The organism is Enterovibrio norvegicus DSM 15893, from assembly GCF_900115495.1.
GTDB lineage: Bacteria > Pseudomonadota > Gammaproteobacteria > Enterobacterales > Vibrionaceae > Enterovibrio > Enterovibrio norvegicus.
This window is the reverse complement of record NZ_FOWR01000011.1, coordinates 1-14,907: the sequence shown is the minus strand read 5'-3', so window position 1 is coordinate 14,907 and position 14,907 is coordinate 1. Positions and strand designations below refer to the sequence as shown.

At 47.8% G+C, this 14,907-nt stretch carries 14 protein-coding genes; 11 read left to right on the top strand and 3 right to left on the bottom strand.

The annotated features are described in order from the left end of the window. The first annotated feature begins 8 nt into the window (after nucleotides 1-8). The 6 genes from infB to nlpI all read left to right on the top strand — a co-directional run bounded on the left by infB (nucleotide 9) and on the right by nlpI (nucleotide 8,149). Nucleotides 9-2,693: a translation initiation factor IF-2 gene (gene infB / locus BM082_RS08625; RefSeq protein ID WP_017008788.1), complete on the top strand. Its 2,685-nt coding sequence runs from the start codon at nucleotides 9-11 to the stop codon at nucleotides 2,691-2,693. 85 nt (nucleotides 2,694-2,778) lie between these two features. Further along, nucleotides 2,779-3,177 carry a 30S ribosome-binding factor RbfA gene (gene rbfA, locus BM082_RS08620; protein ID WP_017008789.1) on the top strand — a complete coding sequence of 133 codons (399 nt, stop codon included), beginning with the start codon at nucleotides 2,779-2,781 and terminating at the stop codon, nucleotides 3,175-3,177. After that, nucleotides 3,177-4,124 carry a tRNA pseudouridine(55) synthase TruB gene (truB, locus tag BM082_RS08615; RefSeq protein ID WP_017008790.1) on the top strand — a complete coding sequence of 316 codons (948 nt, stop codon included), beginning with the start codon at nucleotides 3,177-3,179 and terminating at the stop codon, nucleotides 4,122-4,124. The genes rbfA and truB overlap by 1 nt, the downstream gene beginning before the upstream one ends. A 143-nt stretch (nucleotides 4,125-4,267) precedes the next feature. After that, entirely contained in the window at nucleotides 4,268-4,537 is a 270-nt protein-coding gene (rpsO, locus tag BM082_RS08610; RefSeq protein WP_017008791.1) for a 30S ribosomal protein S15, read from the top strand. Nucleotides 4,538-4,963: 426 nt separating this feature from the next. Then, nucleotides 4,964-7,096, top strand: coding sequence for a polyribonucleotide nucleotidyltransferase (gene pnp, locus BM082_RS08605; RefSeq protein WP_017008792.1), 2,133 nt, complete (start codon nucleotides 4,964-4,966; stop codon nucleotides 7,094-7,096). A gap of 150 nt (nucleotides 7,097-7,246) precedes the next feature. Next, complete coding sequence (nlpI, locus tag BM082_RS08600) at nucleotides 7,247-8,149, top strand: lipoprotein NlpI (RefSeq protein WP_017017170.1); 903 nt, start codon at nucleotides 7,247-7,249, stop codon at nucleotides 8,147-8,149. 119 nt (nucleotides 8,150-8,268) lie between these two features. Here nlpI and BM082_RS08595 read toward each other — a convergent pair whose 3' ends face one another. From BM082_RS08595 to BM082_RS08585, 3 genes are all read right to left on the bottom strand, one after another. Beyond that, on the bottom strand, nucleotides 8,269-9,135 hold the full coding sequence (locus tag BM082_RS08595) for a U32 family peptidase (RefSeq protein ID WP_017017169.1): 867 nt from the start codon (nucleotides 9,133-9,135) through the stop codon (nucleotides 8,269-8,271). A 13-nt stretch (nucleotides 9,136-9,148) separates the two neighbouring features. Then, nucleotides 9,149-10,144, bottom strand: a complete 996-nt coding sequence (gene ubiU, locus BM082_RS08590) for a ubiquinone anaerobic biosynthesis protein UbiU (RefSeq protein WP_074926588.1) — start codon at nucleotides 10,142-10,144, stop codon at nucleotides 9,149-9,151. Between the two features lie 192 nt (nucleotides 10,145-10,336). Beyond that, entirely contained in the window at nucleotides 10,337-12,397 is a 2,061-nt protein-coding gene (locus tag BM082_RS08585) for a sensor domain-containing protein (protein ID WP_074926673.1), read from the bottom strand. A 199-nt stretch (nucleotides 12,398-12,596) separates the two neighbouring features. Between BM082_RS08585 and ubiT the strand changes: the two genes are divergently transcribed. The 5 genes from ubiT to BM082_RS08560 all read left to right on the top strand — a co-directional run. Next, nucleotides 12,597-13,124 carry a ubiquinone anaerobic biosynthesis accessory factor UbiT gene (gene ubiT / locus BM082_RS08580; RefSeq protein ID WP_026025174.1) on the top strand — a complete coding sequence of 176 codons (528 nt, stop codon included), beginning with the start codon at nucleotides 12,597-12,599 and terminating at the stop codon, nucleotides 13,122-13,124. Further along, nucleotides 13,108-13,611 (top strand): GNAT family N-acetyltransferase, encoded by a 504-nt coding sequence (locus tag BM082_RS08575; RefSeq protein ID WP_017008798.1) that lies wholly within the window; start codon nucleotides 13,108-13,110, stop codon nucleotides 13,609-13,611. Before ubiT ends, BM082_RS08575 begins: the two co-directional genes overlap by 17 nt. A 118-nt stretch (nucleotides 13,612-13,729) precedes the next feature. Next, nucleotides 13,730-14,125 (top strand): DNA polymerase III subunit psi, encoded by a 396-nt coding sequence (locus BM082_RS08570; RefSeq protein ID WP_017017165.1) that lies wholly within the window; start codon nucleotides 13,730-13,732, stop codon nucleotides 14,123-14,125. Then, nucleotides 14,115-14,561, top strand: coding sequence for a ribosomal protein S18-alanine N-acetyltransferase (gene rimI, locus BM082_RS08565; RefSeq protein ID WP_017017164.1), 447 nt, complete (start codon nucleotides 14,115-14,117; stop codon nucleotides 14,559-14,561). The genes BM082_RS08570 and rimI overlap by 11 nt, the downstream gene beginning before the upstream one ends. Before the next feature lie 124 nt (nucleotides 14,562-14,685). Beyond that, nucleotides 14,686-14,907 (top strand): transposase domain-containing protein (locus BM082_RS08560; RefSeq protein WP_208862520.1); only part of this gene is annotated, 222 nt, incomplete at its 3' end.

Sequence of the window (14,907 nt, the reverse complement as noted above, 5' to 3'; positions counted from 1 at the left end):
GGAGCAGAATGTCAGAGGTTACAGTTAAAGCACTGGCGAGCGAGATCGATACGCCGGTAGAACGTTTGCTGAAGCAATTTCAGGATGCAGGCATTCAAAAGTCGGCAGACGACAGCGTAAGCCAGGATGAGAAACAAACCTTACTGTCTCACTTAAAACGTGAACATGGTGACGATGGTAGCGCTCCAACTCGACTGACGTTACAGCGCAAAAAACGCAGCACCCTAAGTGTTTCTGGAGCTGGCGGAAAGAGTAAGGATGTTCAAGTAGAAGTGCGCAAAAAGCGCACCTACGTGAAGCGCAGCGAACTAGAAGAACAACGTGTGGCTCAAGAAGCCGCACAACGTGATGCTGAAGACGCAGCACAACGCGAGGCTGAGGAAAAAGCCCGTCGTGAAGCTGAAGAAGTAGCGAAGCGTGAAGCTCAAGAGAAAGCGAAACGCGAGGCCGAAGAAAAAGCCCAACGTGACGCTGAAGAAAAAGCACGCATTGCCGCTGAGAAAGCGCAGCAATCACAAGAAACAGCAGAAGAAACATCTGCTCGTGAAGCTGCAGAAGCGCAAGTGAAGAATGAAGCTGATGAACTCAAGCGCCGCCAGGAAGAGGAAGCCAAGCGTAAAGCTGAAGAAGAAAGTCAGCGCCAGCTAGAAGAGGCACGCAAAATGGCAGAATTAAACGAAGAGCGCTGGAGTCAACAAGAAGCAGTGCCAAACGTGATGGAAACTGCAGACCATCACACAGTAACATCTACGTATGCACGTGAAGCAGAAGATGAGGCGGATCGTCGCCAAGAAGCTGCGCCACGTCGTCGCAAAAAGAAAAAATCAGCACAAGACAAAGATGATAGCCGTAACCGTGGCAATCGTGGGAAAAGCAAAGGCCGTTTGGCTAAGCCAACTTCTATGCAGCATGGTTTCCAGAAACCAGCTCAGAAAGTTAACCGCGATGTAGAAATCGGTGAGACCGTTACTGTTGCTGAACTTGCTAACAAAATGGCCGTTAAAGCCACTGAAGTTATCAAGGCGATGATGAAGATGGGTGCCATGGCAACCATCAACCAAGTGATTGACCAAGAAACAGCAGCACTTGTTGCTGAAGAAATGGGCCACAAGGTTGTTCTTCGCAAAGAAAACGAATTGGAAGAAGCGGTACTGTCTGACCGTGATGACACTGCGTTACGTGAACCACGTGCGCCAGTTGTTACTATCATGGGTCACGTTGACCATGGTAAAACGTCGCTACTTGACTACATTCGTAAAGCACACGTTGCTTCGGGCGAAGCAGGCGGTATTACGCAGCACATCGGTGCTTACCACGTTGAAACTGACAACGGTATGATCACCTTCCTGGATACTCCAGGACACGCAGCGTTTACATCTATGCGTGCTCGTGGTGCGAAAGCGACAGATATCGTTGTTCTGGTTGTTGCAGCTGACGATGGCGTAATGCCACAAACTATCGAAGCTATCCAGCACGCAAAAGCGGCAGAAGTGCCACTGATTGTTGCTGTGAACAAGATCGATAAAGAAGCAGCAAACCCAGACCAAGTTAAAAACGAACTTGCTCAGTATGATGTTATTCCTGAAGAGTGGGGCGGCGAGAACATCTTCGTTCACGTTTCAGCGAAACAAGGCATCAACATCGATAGCTTGCTTGAGGCAATTCTTCTGCAATCAGAAGTTCTTGAACTTGACGCAATCCGCGATGGCATGGCAAACGGCGTTGTTATCGAATCACGTCTAGACAAAGGTCGTGGCCCAGTTGCTACCGTTCTTGTACAAGAAGGTACGCTGAAAAAAGGCGATATCGTTCTTTGTGGTCTTGAGTACGGTCGTGTTCGTGCAATGCGCGATGAAAACGGTCATGACGTTGACGTGGCTGGTCCTTCTATTCCTGTGGAAATCCTGGGTCTTTCAGGTGTTCCTTCAGCAGGTGATGAAGCAACAGTTGTTCGTGACGAGCGTAAAGCTCGTGAAGTAGCACTTTACCGCCAAGGTAAATTCCGTGACGTTAAACTGGCTCGCCAGCAGAAAGCGAAACTGGAAAACATGTTCTCTAACATGACCGAAGGTGAAGTATCTGAACTGAACATCGTACTGAAAGCTGACGTACAAGGTTCTGTTGAAGCGATTGCTGACTCACTGGTTAAATTGTCTACTGACGAAGTGAAAGTGAAGATCATCGGTTCAGGTGTTGGTGCTATCACCGAAACTGACGCTGTTCTTGCTGCTGCTTCTAACGCGATTCTGGTTGGCTTTAACGTCCGTGCTGATGCATCTGCACGTAAGACGATTGATGCTGAAAGCCTAGATTTACGTTACTACTCAGTTATCTACGCCTTGATTGATGAAGTGAAACAAGCGATGAGCGGTATGCTTGCGCCTGAATTCAAACAAGTCATCATGGGTCTAGCGGAAGTGCGTGAAGTCTTCAAGTCACCTAAGATTGGTGCTATTGCTGGCTGTATCGTTTCTGAAGGCACCATCAAACGTAACAACCCAATCCGCGTTCTGCGTGATAACGTTGTTATTTATGAAGGTGAGCTAGAGTCACTACGTCGCTTTAAAGATGACGTAAATGAAGTGGCGAAAGGTTACGAGTGTGGTATCGGCGTTAAGAACTACAACGATGTTCGCGTAGGCGACCAAATCGAAGTATTCGAAATCGTTGAAGTGAAACGCACCATCGAATAATAGCTGCCTGTAACAGGTTGTTTATACACACCATGGGGGGAAGCGCTTTGCGCTTTCCCCCCATTTCTTATGAGAGAAGAGCGTTATGGCCAAAGAATTTAGCCGTACTCAACGCGTATCGCAGCAAGTGCAAAAAGAAATCGCACTGATCCTGCAACGCGAAATTAAAGACTCACGTATCGGCATGGTGACGGTATCGGGTGTTGATGTTTCTCGTGACCTTGCTTACGCAAAAGTACACGTGACCTTCCTGACTACGGGTGATCAAACCGCAGAAGAAGGCCTAGAAGCATTGAATGAACAAGCTTGGTACGTACGTACTTTGCTTGGTAAAGCGATTCGTCTTCGTATTACCCCTGAAGTGATTTTCATTTTTGACCAATCACTGACTGAAGGTATGCGTATTTCCAACTTGGTAAGTCAAGCGGTGAAATCTGACGAAGAACGCCATGTTGAAGATGATAAAGATGGAGAGGCCGAATAATGGGCCGCCGTCCACGTCGTCAAGGACGTCCTGTTGACGGGATTGTTCTGCTAGATAAGCCAAGTGGCATCACGTCAAACGGTGCATTACAGCAAGTTAAACGCATTTTCTTCGCAGAAAAAGCGGGTCACACTGGCGCACTGGATCCTTTAGCAACGGGCATGCTGCCGATTTGCTTTGGTGAAGCGACGAAGTTTTCCCAATTTTTGTTAGATTCTGACAAGCGTTACCGTGTGGTGGCGAAATTGGGCGAACGTACCAATACATCAGATTCTGATGGTGAAGTGGTTGAAACACGTGACGTAAACGTCAACCTAGAACAGCTTGAAGGTTTTATCGCGGGATTCCGTGGTGAAACCATGCAAGTCCCTTCTATGTTTTCAGCATTGAAGTTCGAAGGTAAACCACTTTATGAATACGCACGAGCAGGCATCGAAGTGCCGCGCGAAGCGCGTAAAATTACGGTTTACGAAATCTCATTACTGCGCTTTGAAGGCGACGAAATTGAGATGGAAGTGCACTGCTCTAAAGGCACGTACATCCGTACTATCGTTGATGACCTCGGCGAGATGCTGGGTTGTGGCGCACACGTAACGGCACTTCGTCGTATTGGTGTTTCTCACTACCCGGTCGAGAAAATGGTCACGTTGGAACAACTGGAAGAATTGCTAGAACAAGCGCGTGAGCAAGGCATTCAGCCTCGTGAACTGCTTGATCCATTGCTGCTTTCTCTTGATTCAGCGGTACAAGATCTTGAAGAAGTGAACCTTCAACCTGATGTCGCAAGCTATGTCTTGCAGGGCCAAGCTGTTCAGGCTGCAAATGCGCCGTCTGAAGGCCAAGTTCGTATGACGATGGGCGAAGAGCGCACCTTTATTGGTGTGGGGGAAATTGATGCCGACGGCATGATCGCGCCAAAGCGTTTGGTTAAGATCCGTCAGCAATAAGTTTCCCAAACTGAAATTAGTTATTGGTGGGGACTATATCGATTGCCTTATTGGGGCAAGCGCTGTAGAATCCGCCGCTCGGGTGTCGGCTGAATCAGAGATTGGCTGGCGCAAATATAACCTTTTACATTTAGGAATAGACTATGTCTCTGAATGCAGAAACTAAAGCAGCAATCGTTGCTGAATACGCACAAGGCACTAACGACACTGGTTCTCCAGAAGTTCAAGTAGCGCTTTTGACTGCTTCTATCAATCACCTGCAAGGCCACTTCGCTGAGCACAAAGGTGATCACCACAGCCGTCGCGGTCTACTGCGCATGGTTTCGCGTCGTCGTAAACTGCTTGACTACTTGAAAGGCAAAAACGCTGACCGTTACCTTGAGCTGATCAAGCGTCTGGGTCTGCGTCGCTAATAAGCCTTTGGCTTATAGGTACCGCATACCGAAAAGGAGCCTTATGGCTCCTTTTCTCGTTTTTGTTCCCGCCCAATTTAGTGTTTTAACTAGGCTTAAGCGTCAGGGATTGTTGGTCAAGAATTGGCGTTTGGTCATTTTTGATTCCGTCTTTTCGCATTGCAACCTCAAGCCTTGAGCATAACCCCAGTTATTCGTGCCGAAACATGCAACTTACACCCGTTTGGGTATATAATATTGGCGCTTTCATTGGCTTCGCAGTCTACGAAGTCGACCATCAGGTCGCGACTATTGAGAGTACTCCGTTAATCTCTTACTTTTCAACTCAGTAAGAAGGCTGAGTATTGTCATTAGTCGCGATTGGTGAAGCCTTTGAACAAAAAGTGACTCGCACTAAGTAAGTGCAAATAAAACAAGGAATTTCTCGTGAATCCAATCGTAAAAACATTCCAGTATGGCAACCACACCGTTACGCTAGAAACCGGTGTTATGGCTCGCCAAGCGACTGCTGCTGTTATGGCTAGCATGGACGACACTTCAGTATTCGTAAGTGTTGTTGGTAAGAAAGACGCTGTTGAAGGTCAAGATTTCTTCCCGTTGACTGTTAACTACCAAGAGCGTACTTACGCTGCAGGTAAAATCCCTGGTGGTTTCTTCAAGCGTGAAGGCCGTCCTTCTGAAGGTGAAACGTTGACGTCTCGCCTGATCGACCGTCCAATTCGTCCACTGTTCCCAGATGGTTTCAAAAACGAAGTTCAAGTTATCGCTACTGTGGTTTCTGTAAACCCAGACGTTAGCCCTGACATCGTAGCAATGCTTGCAACCTCTGCTGCTCTGGCGATTTCTGGTCTTCCGTTCAATGGCCCTATCGGTGCTGCACGTGTTGGTTTCATCAACGATCAGTTGGTGCTTAACCCAAGCAACACTGAACTTGAAAACAGCCGTTTGGACCTGGTTATCGCGGGTACTGAAGGCGCGGTTCTGATGGTTGAATCAGAAGCTGACCGTCTAAGCGAAGAGCAAATGCTACAAGCCGTTGTGTTTGGTCACGACCAACAACAAGTTGCGATCACTGCAATCAATGAGTTTGCTGCTGAAGTTGCAACACCTGCTTGGAATTGGGCTGCTCCAGAAGTCAACGCTGAGCTGAAAGCACGCGTTGCTGAACTGGCTGAGTCTCGTTTCGTTGAAGCGTACCAAATCACTGAGAAAATGGCGCGTTACGCTCAAGTTGGCGACATCAAGCAAAGCGTTATTGCTCAGCTGAGCGAAGAAAACGACGATCTTAACGTTCGTGAAATCCAAGGCATGCTAGGCAGCCTTGAGAAGAACGTTGTTCGTGGTCGCATCATTGCGGGCAACCCACGTATCGATGGTCGTGAAAAAGACATGGTTCGTGCGCTAGACGTTCGTACTGGTGTACTTCCACGTACTCACGGTTCATCGTTGTTCACTCGTGGCGAAACTCAGGCATTGGTTACTGCAACATTGGGTACTAAGCGTGATGCGCAAATCATTGATTCAATCACTGGTGAGCGTACTGACCACTTCCTACTGCACTACAACTTCCCTCCATACTGTGTAGGTGAGACGGGTTTTGTTGGTTCACCTAAGCGTCGTGAAATCGGCCACGGTAAACTGGCTAAGCGTGGTATTGCTGCAGTAATGCCAAGCCAAGATGAATTCCCATACACCATCCGTGTTGTTTCAGAAATCACTGAATCAAACGGTTCGTCTTCAATGGCGTCTGTATGTGGTACCTCTCTTGCGCTGATGGACGCGGGTGTTCCTATCAAGAAATCTGTTGCGGGTATCGCGATGGGTCTTGTGAAAGAAGACAATGACTTTGTTGTTCTGTCTGACATCTTGGGTGACGAAGACCACCTAGGCGACATGGACTTTAAAGTAGCGGGTACTGATGATGGTGTTACTGCATTGCAGATGGACATCAAAATCGAAGGTATCACTAAAGAGATCATGGAAATTGCTCTGAACCAAGCGAAAGGTGCGCGTCTGCACATCCTTACCGTGATGGACGAAGCGATTGGCTCTGCACGTGAAGATATTTCACAGTTCGCGCCACGTATCCACACTATCAAGATCAACCCTGAGAAGATCAAAGATGTGATTGGTAAAGGCGGTGCGGTAATTCGTGCACTGACTGAAGAAACTGAAACCACCATCGAAATCGAAGATGACGGTACAGTGAAAATTGCTGCAACTGATGGCGACAAAGCGAAAGCCGCTATTGCACGTATCGAAGCGTTGACTGCAGAAGTTGAAGTTGGCCGTATCTACACGGGTAAAGTAACGCGCATCGTTGACTTCGGTTGCTTTGTGTCTGTTATCGGCACTAAAGAAGGTCTAGTACACATTTCTCAAGTTGCTGATAAGCGCATCGAGAAAGTGTCTGACTACGTAGAGCAAGGTCAAGAAGTGCAAGTTAAGGTTCTGGAAATCGACCGTCAAGGCCGTATCCGTCTGAGCATGAAAGAAGCTGTAGAAGCGCCAGCAGGCGAAGCAGCAGCGTCTGAAGCACAGCCAGAAGCTGACGCATAAGATAGCCTGACTCTGCCACTGGCTCGTGTTGAACGGCGTTTCGCCCACACAACATCACTCAGGTAAGGCATTGAGGTTTACGCCACACGCGTAAACAAGGTATAAGAAGGGGGCGATGCCCCCTTTTTTAATGGTAGGAGATTGGTGCGAATGCGAAAAAATAGATGGCTAACGTTCACGCTTGTGGGCTCGTTGTTGTTGCTTTCAGGGTGTGCGTCGACGTCGTCAGTCAGTAGTGCTCAACCTTGGCATTTGCTGCCAATGGCTGAGCCTTTGCAACCTACCACGCAGCAAGAAGTAAAGCTTGCACGCATTGATCAGCTCCTCACACGTTCTGATTTAACTGAAAAAGACAGAGCGCAGATTTATTATGAGCGTGGTTTAGTTAACGACAGTTTAGGTTTGCGTAACCTTGCGCGTCTCGACTTCAATCGTTCCCTTTCTTTTAATCCCGCTCAGCCGGATGTGTTTAACATCTTGGGTGTGTATTTCACGCAAAGCGGGCTTTACGATGCGGCTTATGAAGCCTTTGACTCCACATTAGAGCTTGACGAAACGCATCAGTTTGCTGAGCGTAACCGTGGCATTGCGCTCTATTACGGTGGTCGTTATGAGCTTGCTGAGCGTGACTTGCTCAAGCATTACAAAGACAACACTCATGATGCTTATCGTGCATTGTGGCTGTATCTGGTCGAAGTTGAAAAAGACGGCGATGTGCTTGCAAGGGAGCGTTTAGCGTCTCGTTATCAGGCTTCAGACAAGCAAGATTGGGGATGGCAGATTGCACGTCTTTATATTCGAGATGTCAGTGAAAGTGAATTTTTTGAAAATATCGGGCGTACAAGCCGAGACAATACGCAACTGGCGGAGAGACTGTGTGAAGGGTATTTCTATTTAGCGAAACGCTACCAGACCATGGGTGATTACCGTTCCGCTGAGGCCCTTTATAAACTGGCGATGTCAGGCAATGTGTACGACTTTGTTGAGCATCGCTATGCCATGTTAGAGCTGGGTCTTATCGCGCAGAAGATGAGACAAGCGCCGTCGTCGTAGCGTTGGATCCCACACTGTGCTATTCATTATTTAGATCGGATTTGACGCAGAAAAAAAGCCGCATAAGCGGCTTGTTGTTTTTTAGCTATCACAGCGTTGTCCGGTAACGCTTGATACATTTAGCCTTGTGTCGCCATGCCTTCGATGCCATGCCAGTAGCCATTACATTGATGGTTGCGTGGCGTAAAGCCTGATTGACCTGATTTGAAGCCAGCAAGAACGTCTAAGGTATCTTTACCCTGCGGGCTAATACGAACCACATCGACCACGCCATCCATTGAAACAAGGTCGCCACTCAGATCGTAGCAATAGCCAGATTGTGTCTGAATGCCATTTAACGTAAAGACCGATTGGCCTTCCTGGCTTTTTACGTCAATGCCTTGTGGGTAGCGAATACAGCAGGTTTCGCATTTGTCTTTGGGTTTGTCTTCAGCTCTTGCTGTGAAACAGCGCGCTGAATAGGCCAATGGCAAATGCCCGTAGCTAAAGACTTCAACCTCAAATTTGTCTCGAATACCTAAGGCCTCAGCTTCAACAAGCACCTTTTGCAGCCAATCACGTGATAACTCGATGGGCATGCACCAGCGAGTCATGCCTTTTTTCAGCATCACGTTTAGTGCTTGTGCGTTGTATAGGTTAAGCGCTGGGCCCGCGACAAAAGGCACCCCTTTCGCGTGAGCAAGCTGAATGGCTGACACATCGTTTGCTTCAACAATGAATTCGCCATTGTCGATCAAGGTTTTCATGATGTTGACTTCAGACGGTGCTTCGAGCAATGCCATGGTGGAAAGCACCACTTGTTTGCCACTGTTTGCGAGTTCTCGTGCCAAATCTAGCCAGTCGTTAGTGCGCATCTCTCTACGCTTGGAACATACTGTTTCACCGAGATAAACAATATCAGCTTGGCCAGTAGCAGCTTGATGGTAGAAATCTTCAACGTCGTTTTTCGGCCAAAAGTACAGTAGCGGGCCAAGAGAGTATTTCATAAGTGGTTAGCTCCTACTGCCATTTGCGGTGGTATGCGCCAAGGGTGGTTTGCGCCCCTTCAGACACGCTGTCTAAGCATTGATTCCATTGAGGCAGTACGTGGTAGCCCTCAGGGTTTGCTTTGTAGCTATCAATGGCTTGTCGCCATGTGCGTGTTACTTGTTCGACATAAGCCGGGCTGCGTTGGCGGCCTTCAATCTTGACGGAAGCTATGTTTGCTTCAAACAGCTCAGGCAGGATAGACAGGGTATTCAGACTCGTTGGCTCTTCCAGTGCGTGGTACGGCTCACCATCGGTGATGAAACGGCCTTTACACAAGGTCGGGTAACCGGCGTTTTCGCCTGCTTTGTAACGGTCGATCAAAATCTCATTCAGACGAGACTCTAACCCTTCGTTGGTTTCTTTCCAGCGCACATATTTTGCCGGAGAGCATACACCGACCGTGTTCGGCGATTCTCCTGTGAGGTATGACGACAGATAGCAACGCCCCTCAGACATGATGCAAAGGCTGCCGAAGGCAAAGACTTCTAGATCGACATCTGTGGTGCGAGAAAGCTGTTTTACTTGGTGCATAGACAGCACACGAGGAAGAACCACACGCTTTACGTTGAAATGATCGCGGTAGAAATCGATGGCTGCACTGTTTGTGGCTGATGCCTGCACAGACAGGTGAATTTCCATGTCTGGGTGTTTGGTCGCGGCATAATCTAGCACGGCCAGATCGGCCACGATCAAGGCATCAACACCGAGATCGACCGCAGCATCAACGGCATCCGTCCAACGGTGAAAGCCATCAGGGTGTGCAAAGGTGTTGAGTGCGACATGCAGTTTCTTGTTACGGTCATGCACATAACTTGCGGCTTTTTGAAGTTTCTTGCCGTCGAAGTTTAATCCTGCGAAATGGCGGGCGTTAGTGCCATCTTTAAAGCCGATGTAAACGGCGTCCGCACCATTATCGATGGCGGTTTTTAGGGCGGGTAGATTCCCTGCCGGGCAAAGTAATTCCATATAATTCCCCACGTCAAAGAATATGACGTGTTGTGTTAATGAACCTAATGAAGGGATTTTAGGGAGTCACTTCTGACGGGGCATTGATATAAGGCAGGTTTACGCGTCATACGCCGCGTTTCATCTCTGAAAGGCATGAAGAAAGCGGTCGGGTTGATGGCTTTTTCGCTCAGCAACCCGACGCAATAGGGCTTATGACGCTTTTGCTTTGACTTTTTTGTTGCTCACTAAGATGGCTTCAAATTCTGCACGAGGCATGGGTTTATAGAAGTGGAACCCCTGAATGGTGTCGCACTTTAGGTTGGCCAATACGCTTGCTTGCTTGCCGGTTTCGACGCCTTCGGCCACTAACGACATATTCAACGATCGACCAAGGTTGATGATGTTTTCAATCAAGGTCACCTGTTTAGGAAACGTCTCCATGTCGCAAATAAATGCGCGGTCGATTTTCAACTCATCAAGCGGGAATTTAGCCAGATAAGACAACGACGAATACCCAGTACCAAAATCGTCAATCGACAAGGAAAAGCCAAGATCTTTGATGGCGTTGAGCATTTGGATGGCGTGTTCGCCGTCATTCATGACCGCACTTTCCGTCAGCTCAAAGGTAATGAGTGATGGATCGGTTTGCGTCGCGACCTGAAGTTTTTTCATGTGCGAGGTGAGGTTCGGGTTTTTGAACTGTTGTGGCGAGAGGTTTATCGCCACGCGACCTGGCAATACCTTCATGTTTTGCCAGCGCCTCACGGTTTGGAACACCTCACGCATAACATTACGGCCCAGCAATTCAATCATGCCAGAACGCTCAGCCACAGGGATAAAGCGTGCAGGGCTTATGTAGCCTTCAACAGGGTGCTTCCAGCGAACTAGCGCCTCTGCACCATTGATGGTGTAGTCTTTTGCACTCACCTTAGGCTGATACCACACTTCTAGTCCGTTGTTTTGCAGGGCTTTCTGGAGCTCGATTTCCAACCATAAACGCATGCGCGCTTCTTTATTCATGTGTTGGCTGTAATTCACCACACGATTACGGCCTTGCTCTTTGGCTTCGTACATCGCGGTGTCGGCATTTTGCAGCAAACTTCGAGCATCTTTACCATCGCCCGGGTATTTCACCAATCCAATGGAACACGCGAGAAACTTACTGAAATGGTAAAGATCGAAAGGTTGGCTGATCACATTCACAATGCGGTTAGCGAGATCTGTGGCCAACGCTTGATCGCTTTGTTCGGGCATCAATACCGCGAACTCATCACCACCGAGATGGCCGAGGATGGTTTCTGGCGGCAACTGCTTTCTTAGACGTTGAGCGATGTCTTGCAGAACACGATCACCAATGTGATGACCAAGAGAGTCATTGATGTTTTTGAAATTATCGACATCAAGATAGAACATGGCCAGCGGCGTTTTATTGGCGATTAACTGCTCTAATCGACGCGAAAAGCCGTGACGATTATACAGTCCTGTGAGTGCATCAAACTGTGCCAATTTTTCAATGGTTTGCTTGTGGTTTTCAGGCTCTGAAACGGAGCGGGAAAGGGTAATGATCGACCCTTCACTGCCTAGTACATTGATGGCACTGAATGCGATATTGATAGGGCTGCTATCTGCAGCGGTGCAAACCGGTTGGCAAGCGAGTTGCTGTCCGGGTTTCAACGACGTTAACGCTGCCACAATAGAGCGCCCTTTTACGGGGCTTATCAGCAGCTTTTCGATATCCTCACCAAGGATTTCATTGACGTTGTCATAGCCAAGTAAGGCGACTGCGCGTTCGTTAGCGCTTAAAACAATACCATCATCCAATACACAACAGCCATCGCTCACAAGCTGGCTAAGGTGTTTAAATCTGTGTTCGGATGATTCAAGCGCACTGGTGAGTATCTGACGCTCAGAGGTATCTACAGCATGAAAAACGATCGCACCTTCAGGCAATCCTTCATGCAGAGAAGGACCGAGCGTGGAAACGCTGAAGTGAAAGCTGGAGTCATGTACACCATCGTTGAGAACGATTTCACCTTCGGAGTTTTCTCCGTTAATGGCACGTAAATAATGGGGTTTTAATGCCTCGTAGAACGTCGAACCCAATATGTCCTTATCGTGTTTTCCTACTAACTCATCTTGATTCAATCCACTGATTTCACAATAACGCTGGCTGACCCATAGGTACTGGTGGTTTTTGTCGAGAACGGCGAAGAGAAAAGGGCTGTTATGAGTGAGAAGGGAGAACCAATATGTTAACTGCTTCATTGGCATTAAGGCACCACACATCCGAACTGGCGGAGTATTTCCAAATACAACTCCGAATTAATTCAACACTATATAACGTTGAGATAGCAGAGATAAACCTTTATAGCGATGAGCACTGTTTTTTTGACTCAAGGCATAAAAGTTAGGTGATCCACTGGCATACAATACATGCTCATTTCGACTGACCTTAAATTGGATGGCAATTTTGCTCGACAAGATTCACACTAAGTTAGTACAGCAAGCTCCTGCTTTTCTTCGCTTACCTGTTAAGCTTGTTCCAGCATCAGTTCAGCAATCATTGATGCTTGAAACATTGAAACGTGTTTTTCAAGAAGCGTTAGACGATGGTGAGTTTGAGTTCCTCGAAAATCGTTGGTTAGAAGTGCACGTTCGCGATATTGGTTTTAAAAGCTACATCAGCTTTGAAAATGAAAAGCTGGTGGTTCGCAGTGATATTGAAAACGCCGATGTGCGTTTCAGTGGCGATCTTAACGATTTGATTTTAATCGCTGCACGAAAAGAAGATCCTGATACCTTGTTCTTCCAGCGTCGTTTGATTATTGAAGGCGATACAGAATTAGGTCTAGAAGTGAAGAATTTGATGGACAGCGTGGATCTGGACTCGTTACCCTCCATGCTTCGACAGGCATTGTTTTCCTTAGCTGATTTTGTTCAGAAAGGCCTGCAAGCCCCAACCTCTTTGGAAGAAGCACACTATGCTCCTAAGATCTGAAGCTCCAGCTGACCTCCTGCCTATCGATCGATTGGTAAAAAAAGCGTTCGATACTGATGCAGAAGCTAAATTGGTCATGACATTGCGTGAGAATGGACATAACACCTTGTCCCTCGTTGCATGTAATGACGACGGTAAGGTTGTTGGACACATTATGTTTAGCCCTGTGATTATTGGCGGGCGAGACACGGGCATTCAAGGTTTAGCGCCCGTTTGTGTGCACCCTGATTACCGAAAACAAGGCTTGGCGTCTGACATGATCCGTGAAGGCTTTGAAATTCTAAGTGAGTTTGGTTATCCCGCCTGTGTTGTTCTGGGCGATCCTGCTTACTATTCGCGCGTTGGTTTTGTTCCGGCTTCTCAATATTCGCTAACCTGCAAGTGGGATGTGCCTGCTGATGCCTTCATGGCGATCGAGCTACTCGATGGTGCATTCAGCGATGTAACAGGGTTAGTCGAGTACTGCGCGGAATTTGACGCGCTATAATCATCACTCAACTTGTCAGCGTTTCACCGTTATGGCGTGCGCTGACATTCCTGCTTTACCTGTTTTTTGATAGCATGCCTTCATTAACCTTACCTCGTGAAACGGGCTCTCGCTTTTTATGAACGATGTTCAACGTCTCAAAGAAATGGGTATTCCCGTGTGGGGATTGCGACGCCCTGAATTGTTTCCCAACGTTGCGTTAAACACATTGACGTTACCGGATACCTGTAAGCTGTTGTTTGTGTCTGAAACAACGCCGAATGAACATGACGCATGGCTGTTTGGTAAGATCTTAGCCAGTATGAAGCTGACGCCGGATCAAGCACTGCGCTTGCCGAGAGAAGCAATTTCAAACCTCAAATCACACGCCTTGGAATGGTGTTGGTTTGCGGGTGTTGATGCCATCGCGATGGCAGATGTAAAGCAACTTACGTCGCCGTCACTTTCACTTCTTCAAGATAACCCTGATGCAAAAAAAGCATTGTGGGTGCAGATCCGACAACATGAACGCTGAACTTCTCACGCTCGACGAGCAGTGGTTTGACGCCGTTATTAAGATAGAGCGCGCTGCACATTCGCATCCGTGGGCCGAATCGATGTTGGCTCAAGCTGAAACCAAGTTTGCTTGTAACCGTGTCCTTGTCGTGGATGGCGACGTGGTGGGGTATTTCTATGGGCAATGCGTGGCGGGTGAAGCGTCTTTATTAAACATCGCTGTTGCACCGACACAACAAGGTAAGGGCTATGGGAAGCAACTTCTCTTGGCGTTTATTGATTGTATGCAGTCTGCTGGTGCCCAAGAAGCATGGCTTGAGGTGCGTGAAAGCAACGTAAACGCTATCAGGCTTTATGAATCTCAAGGTTTTAATGAATTCGATCGTCGCTTCGATTACTACCCTATAGCGGGTGGACGAGAGGATGCGTTGATCATGAGTTACTGGTTTGAGTAACCGTGACTTGGTGAAAAGAAGCCCGCACTGAGCGTAATGCCGATCAGTTAAGCAAAAAATGATCGGTTGAACGATCCTGAGAGGCTGGCAAAATCCGAGTGTATTTCTACACTCGGATTTTTTTATGTTCTTAAGACAAGCCCTCGACCGAATACACCAATTTTCTGCTGACCAACTCAATGGCCTATCAGATCTCCTGTGCCCCGCTCTCATTAATCAATGCCTTGAAGACACAGGCGTCACGACGATTCGAAAGCGTAGGCTCCCCATGGAACTGATGGTGTGGAGCGTCGTGGGAATGTCACTTTATCGGCATCTATCGATGAGTAAGGTGGTCTCTCAGCTC

What these genes read in the sequence shown, in the direction of transcription:
- infB (WP_017008788.1), top strand. Translation starts at nt 9, where the DNA reads ATGTCAGAGGTTACAGTTAAAGCACTGGCGAGCGAGATCGATACGCCG.
- rbfA (WP_017008789.1), top strand. Translation starts at nt 2,779, where the DNA reads ATGGCCAAAGAATTTAGCCGTACTCAACGCGTATCGCAGCAAGTGCAA.
- truB (WP_017008790.1), top strand. Translation starts at nt 3,177, where the DNA reads ATGGGCCGCCGTCCACGTCGTCAAGGACGTCCTGTTGACGGGATTGTT.
- rpsO (WP_017008791.1), top strand. Translation starts at nt 4,268, where the DNA reads ATGTCTCTGAATGCAGAAACTAAAGCAGCAATCGTTGCTGAATACGCA.
- nlpI (WP_017017170.1), top strand. Translation starts at nt 7,247, where the DNA reads ATGCGAAAAAATAGATGGCTAACGTTCACGCTTGTGGGCTCGTTGTTG.
- BM082_RS08595 (WP_017017169.1), bottom strand. Translation starts at nt 9,135, where the DNA reads ATGAAATACTCTCTTGGCCCGCTACTGTACTTTTGGCCGAAAAACGAC.
- ubiU (WP_074926588.1), bottom strand. Translation starts at nt 10,144, where the DNA reads ATGGAATTACTTTGCCCGGCAGGGAATCTACCCGCCCTAAAAACCGCC.
- BM082_RS08585 (WP_074926673.1), bottom strand. Translation starts at nt 12,397, where the DNA reads ATGCCAATGAAGCAGTTAACATATTGGTTCTCCCTTCTCACTCATAAC.
- BM082_RS08575 (WP_017008798.1), top strand. Translation starts at nt 13,108, where the DNA reads ATGCTCCTAAGATCTGAAGCTCCAGCTGACCTCCTGCCTATCGATCGA.
- BM082_RS08570 (WP_017017165.1), top strand. Translation starts at nt 13,730, where the DNA reads ATGAACGATGTTCAACGTCTCAAAGAAATGGGTATTCCCGTGTGGGGA.
- rimI (WP_017017164.1), top strand. Translation starts at nt 14,115, where the DNA reads ATGAACGCTGAACTTCTCACGCTCGACGAGCAGTGGTTTGACGCCGTT.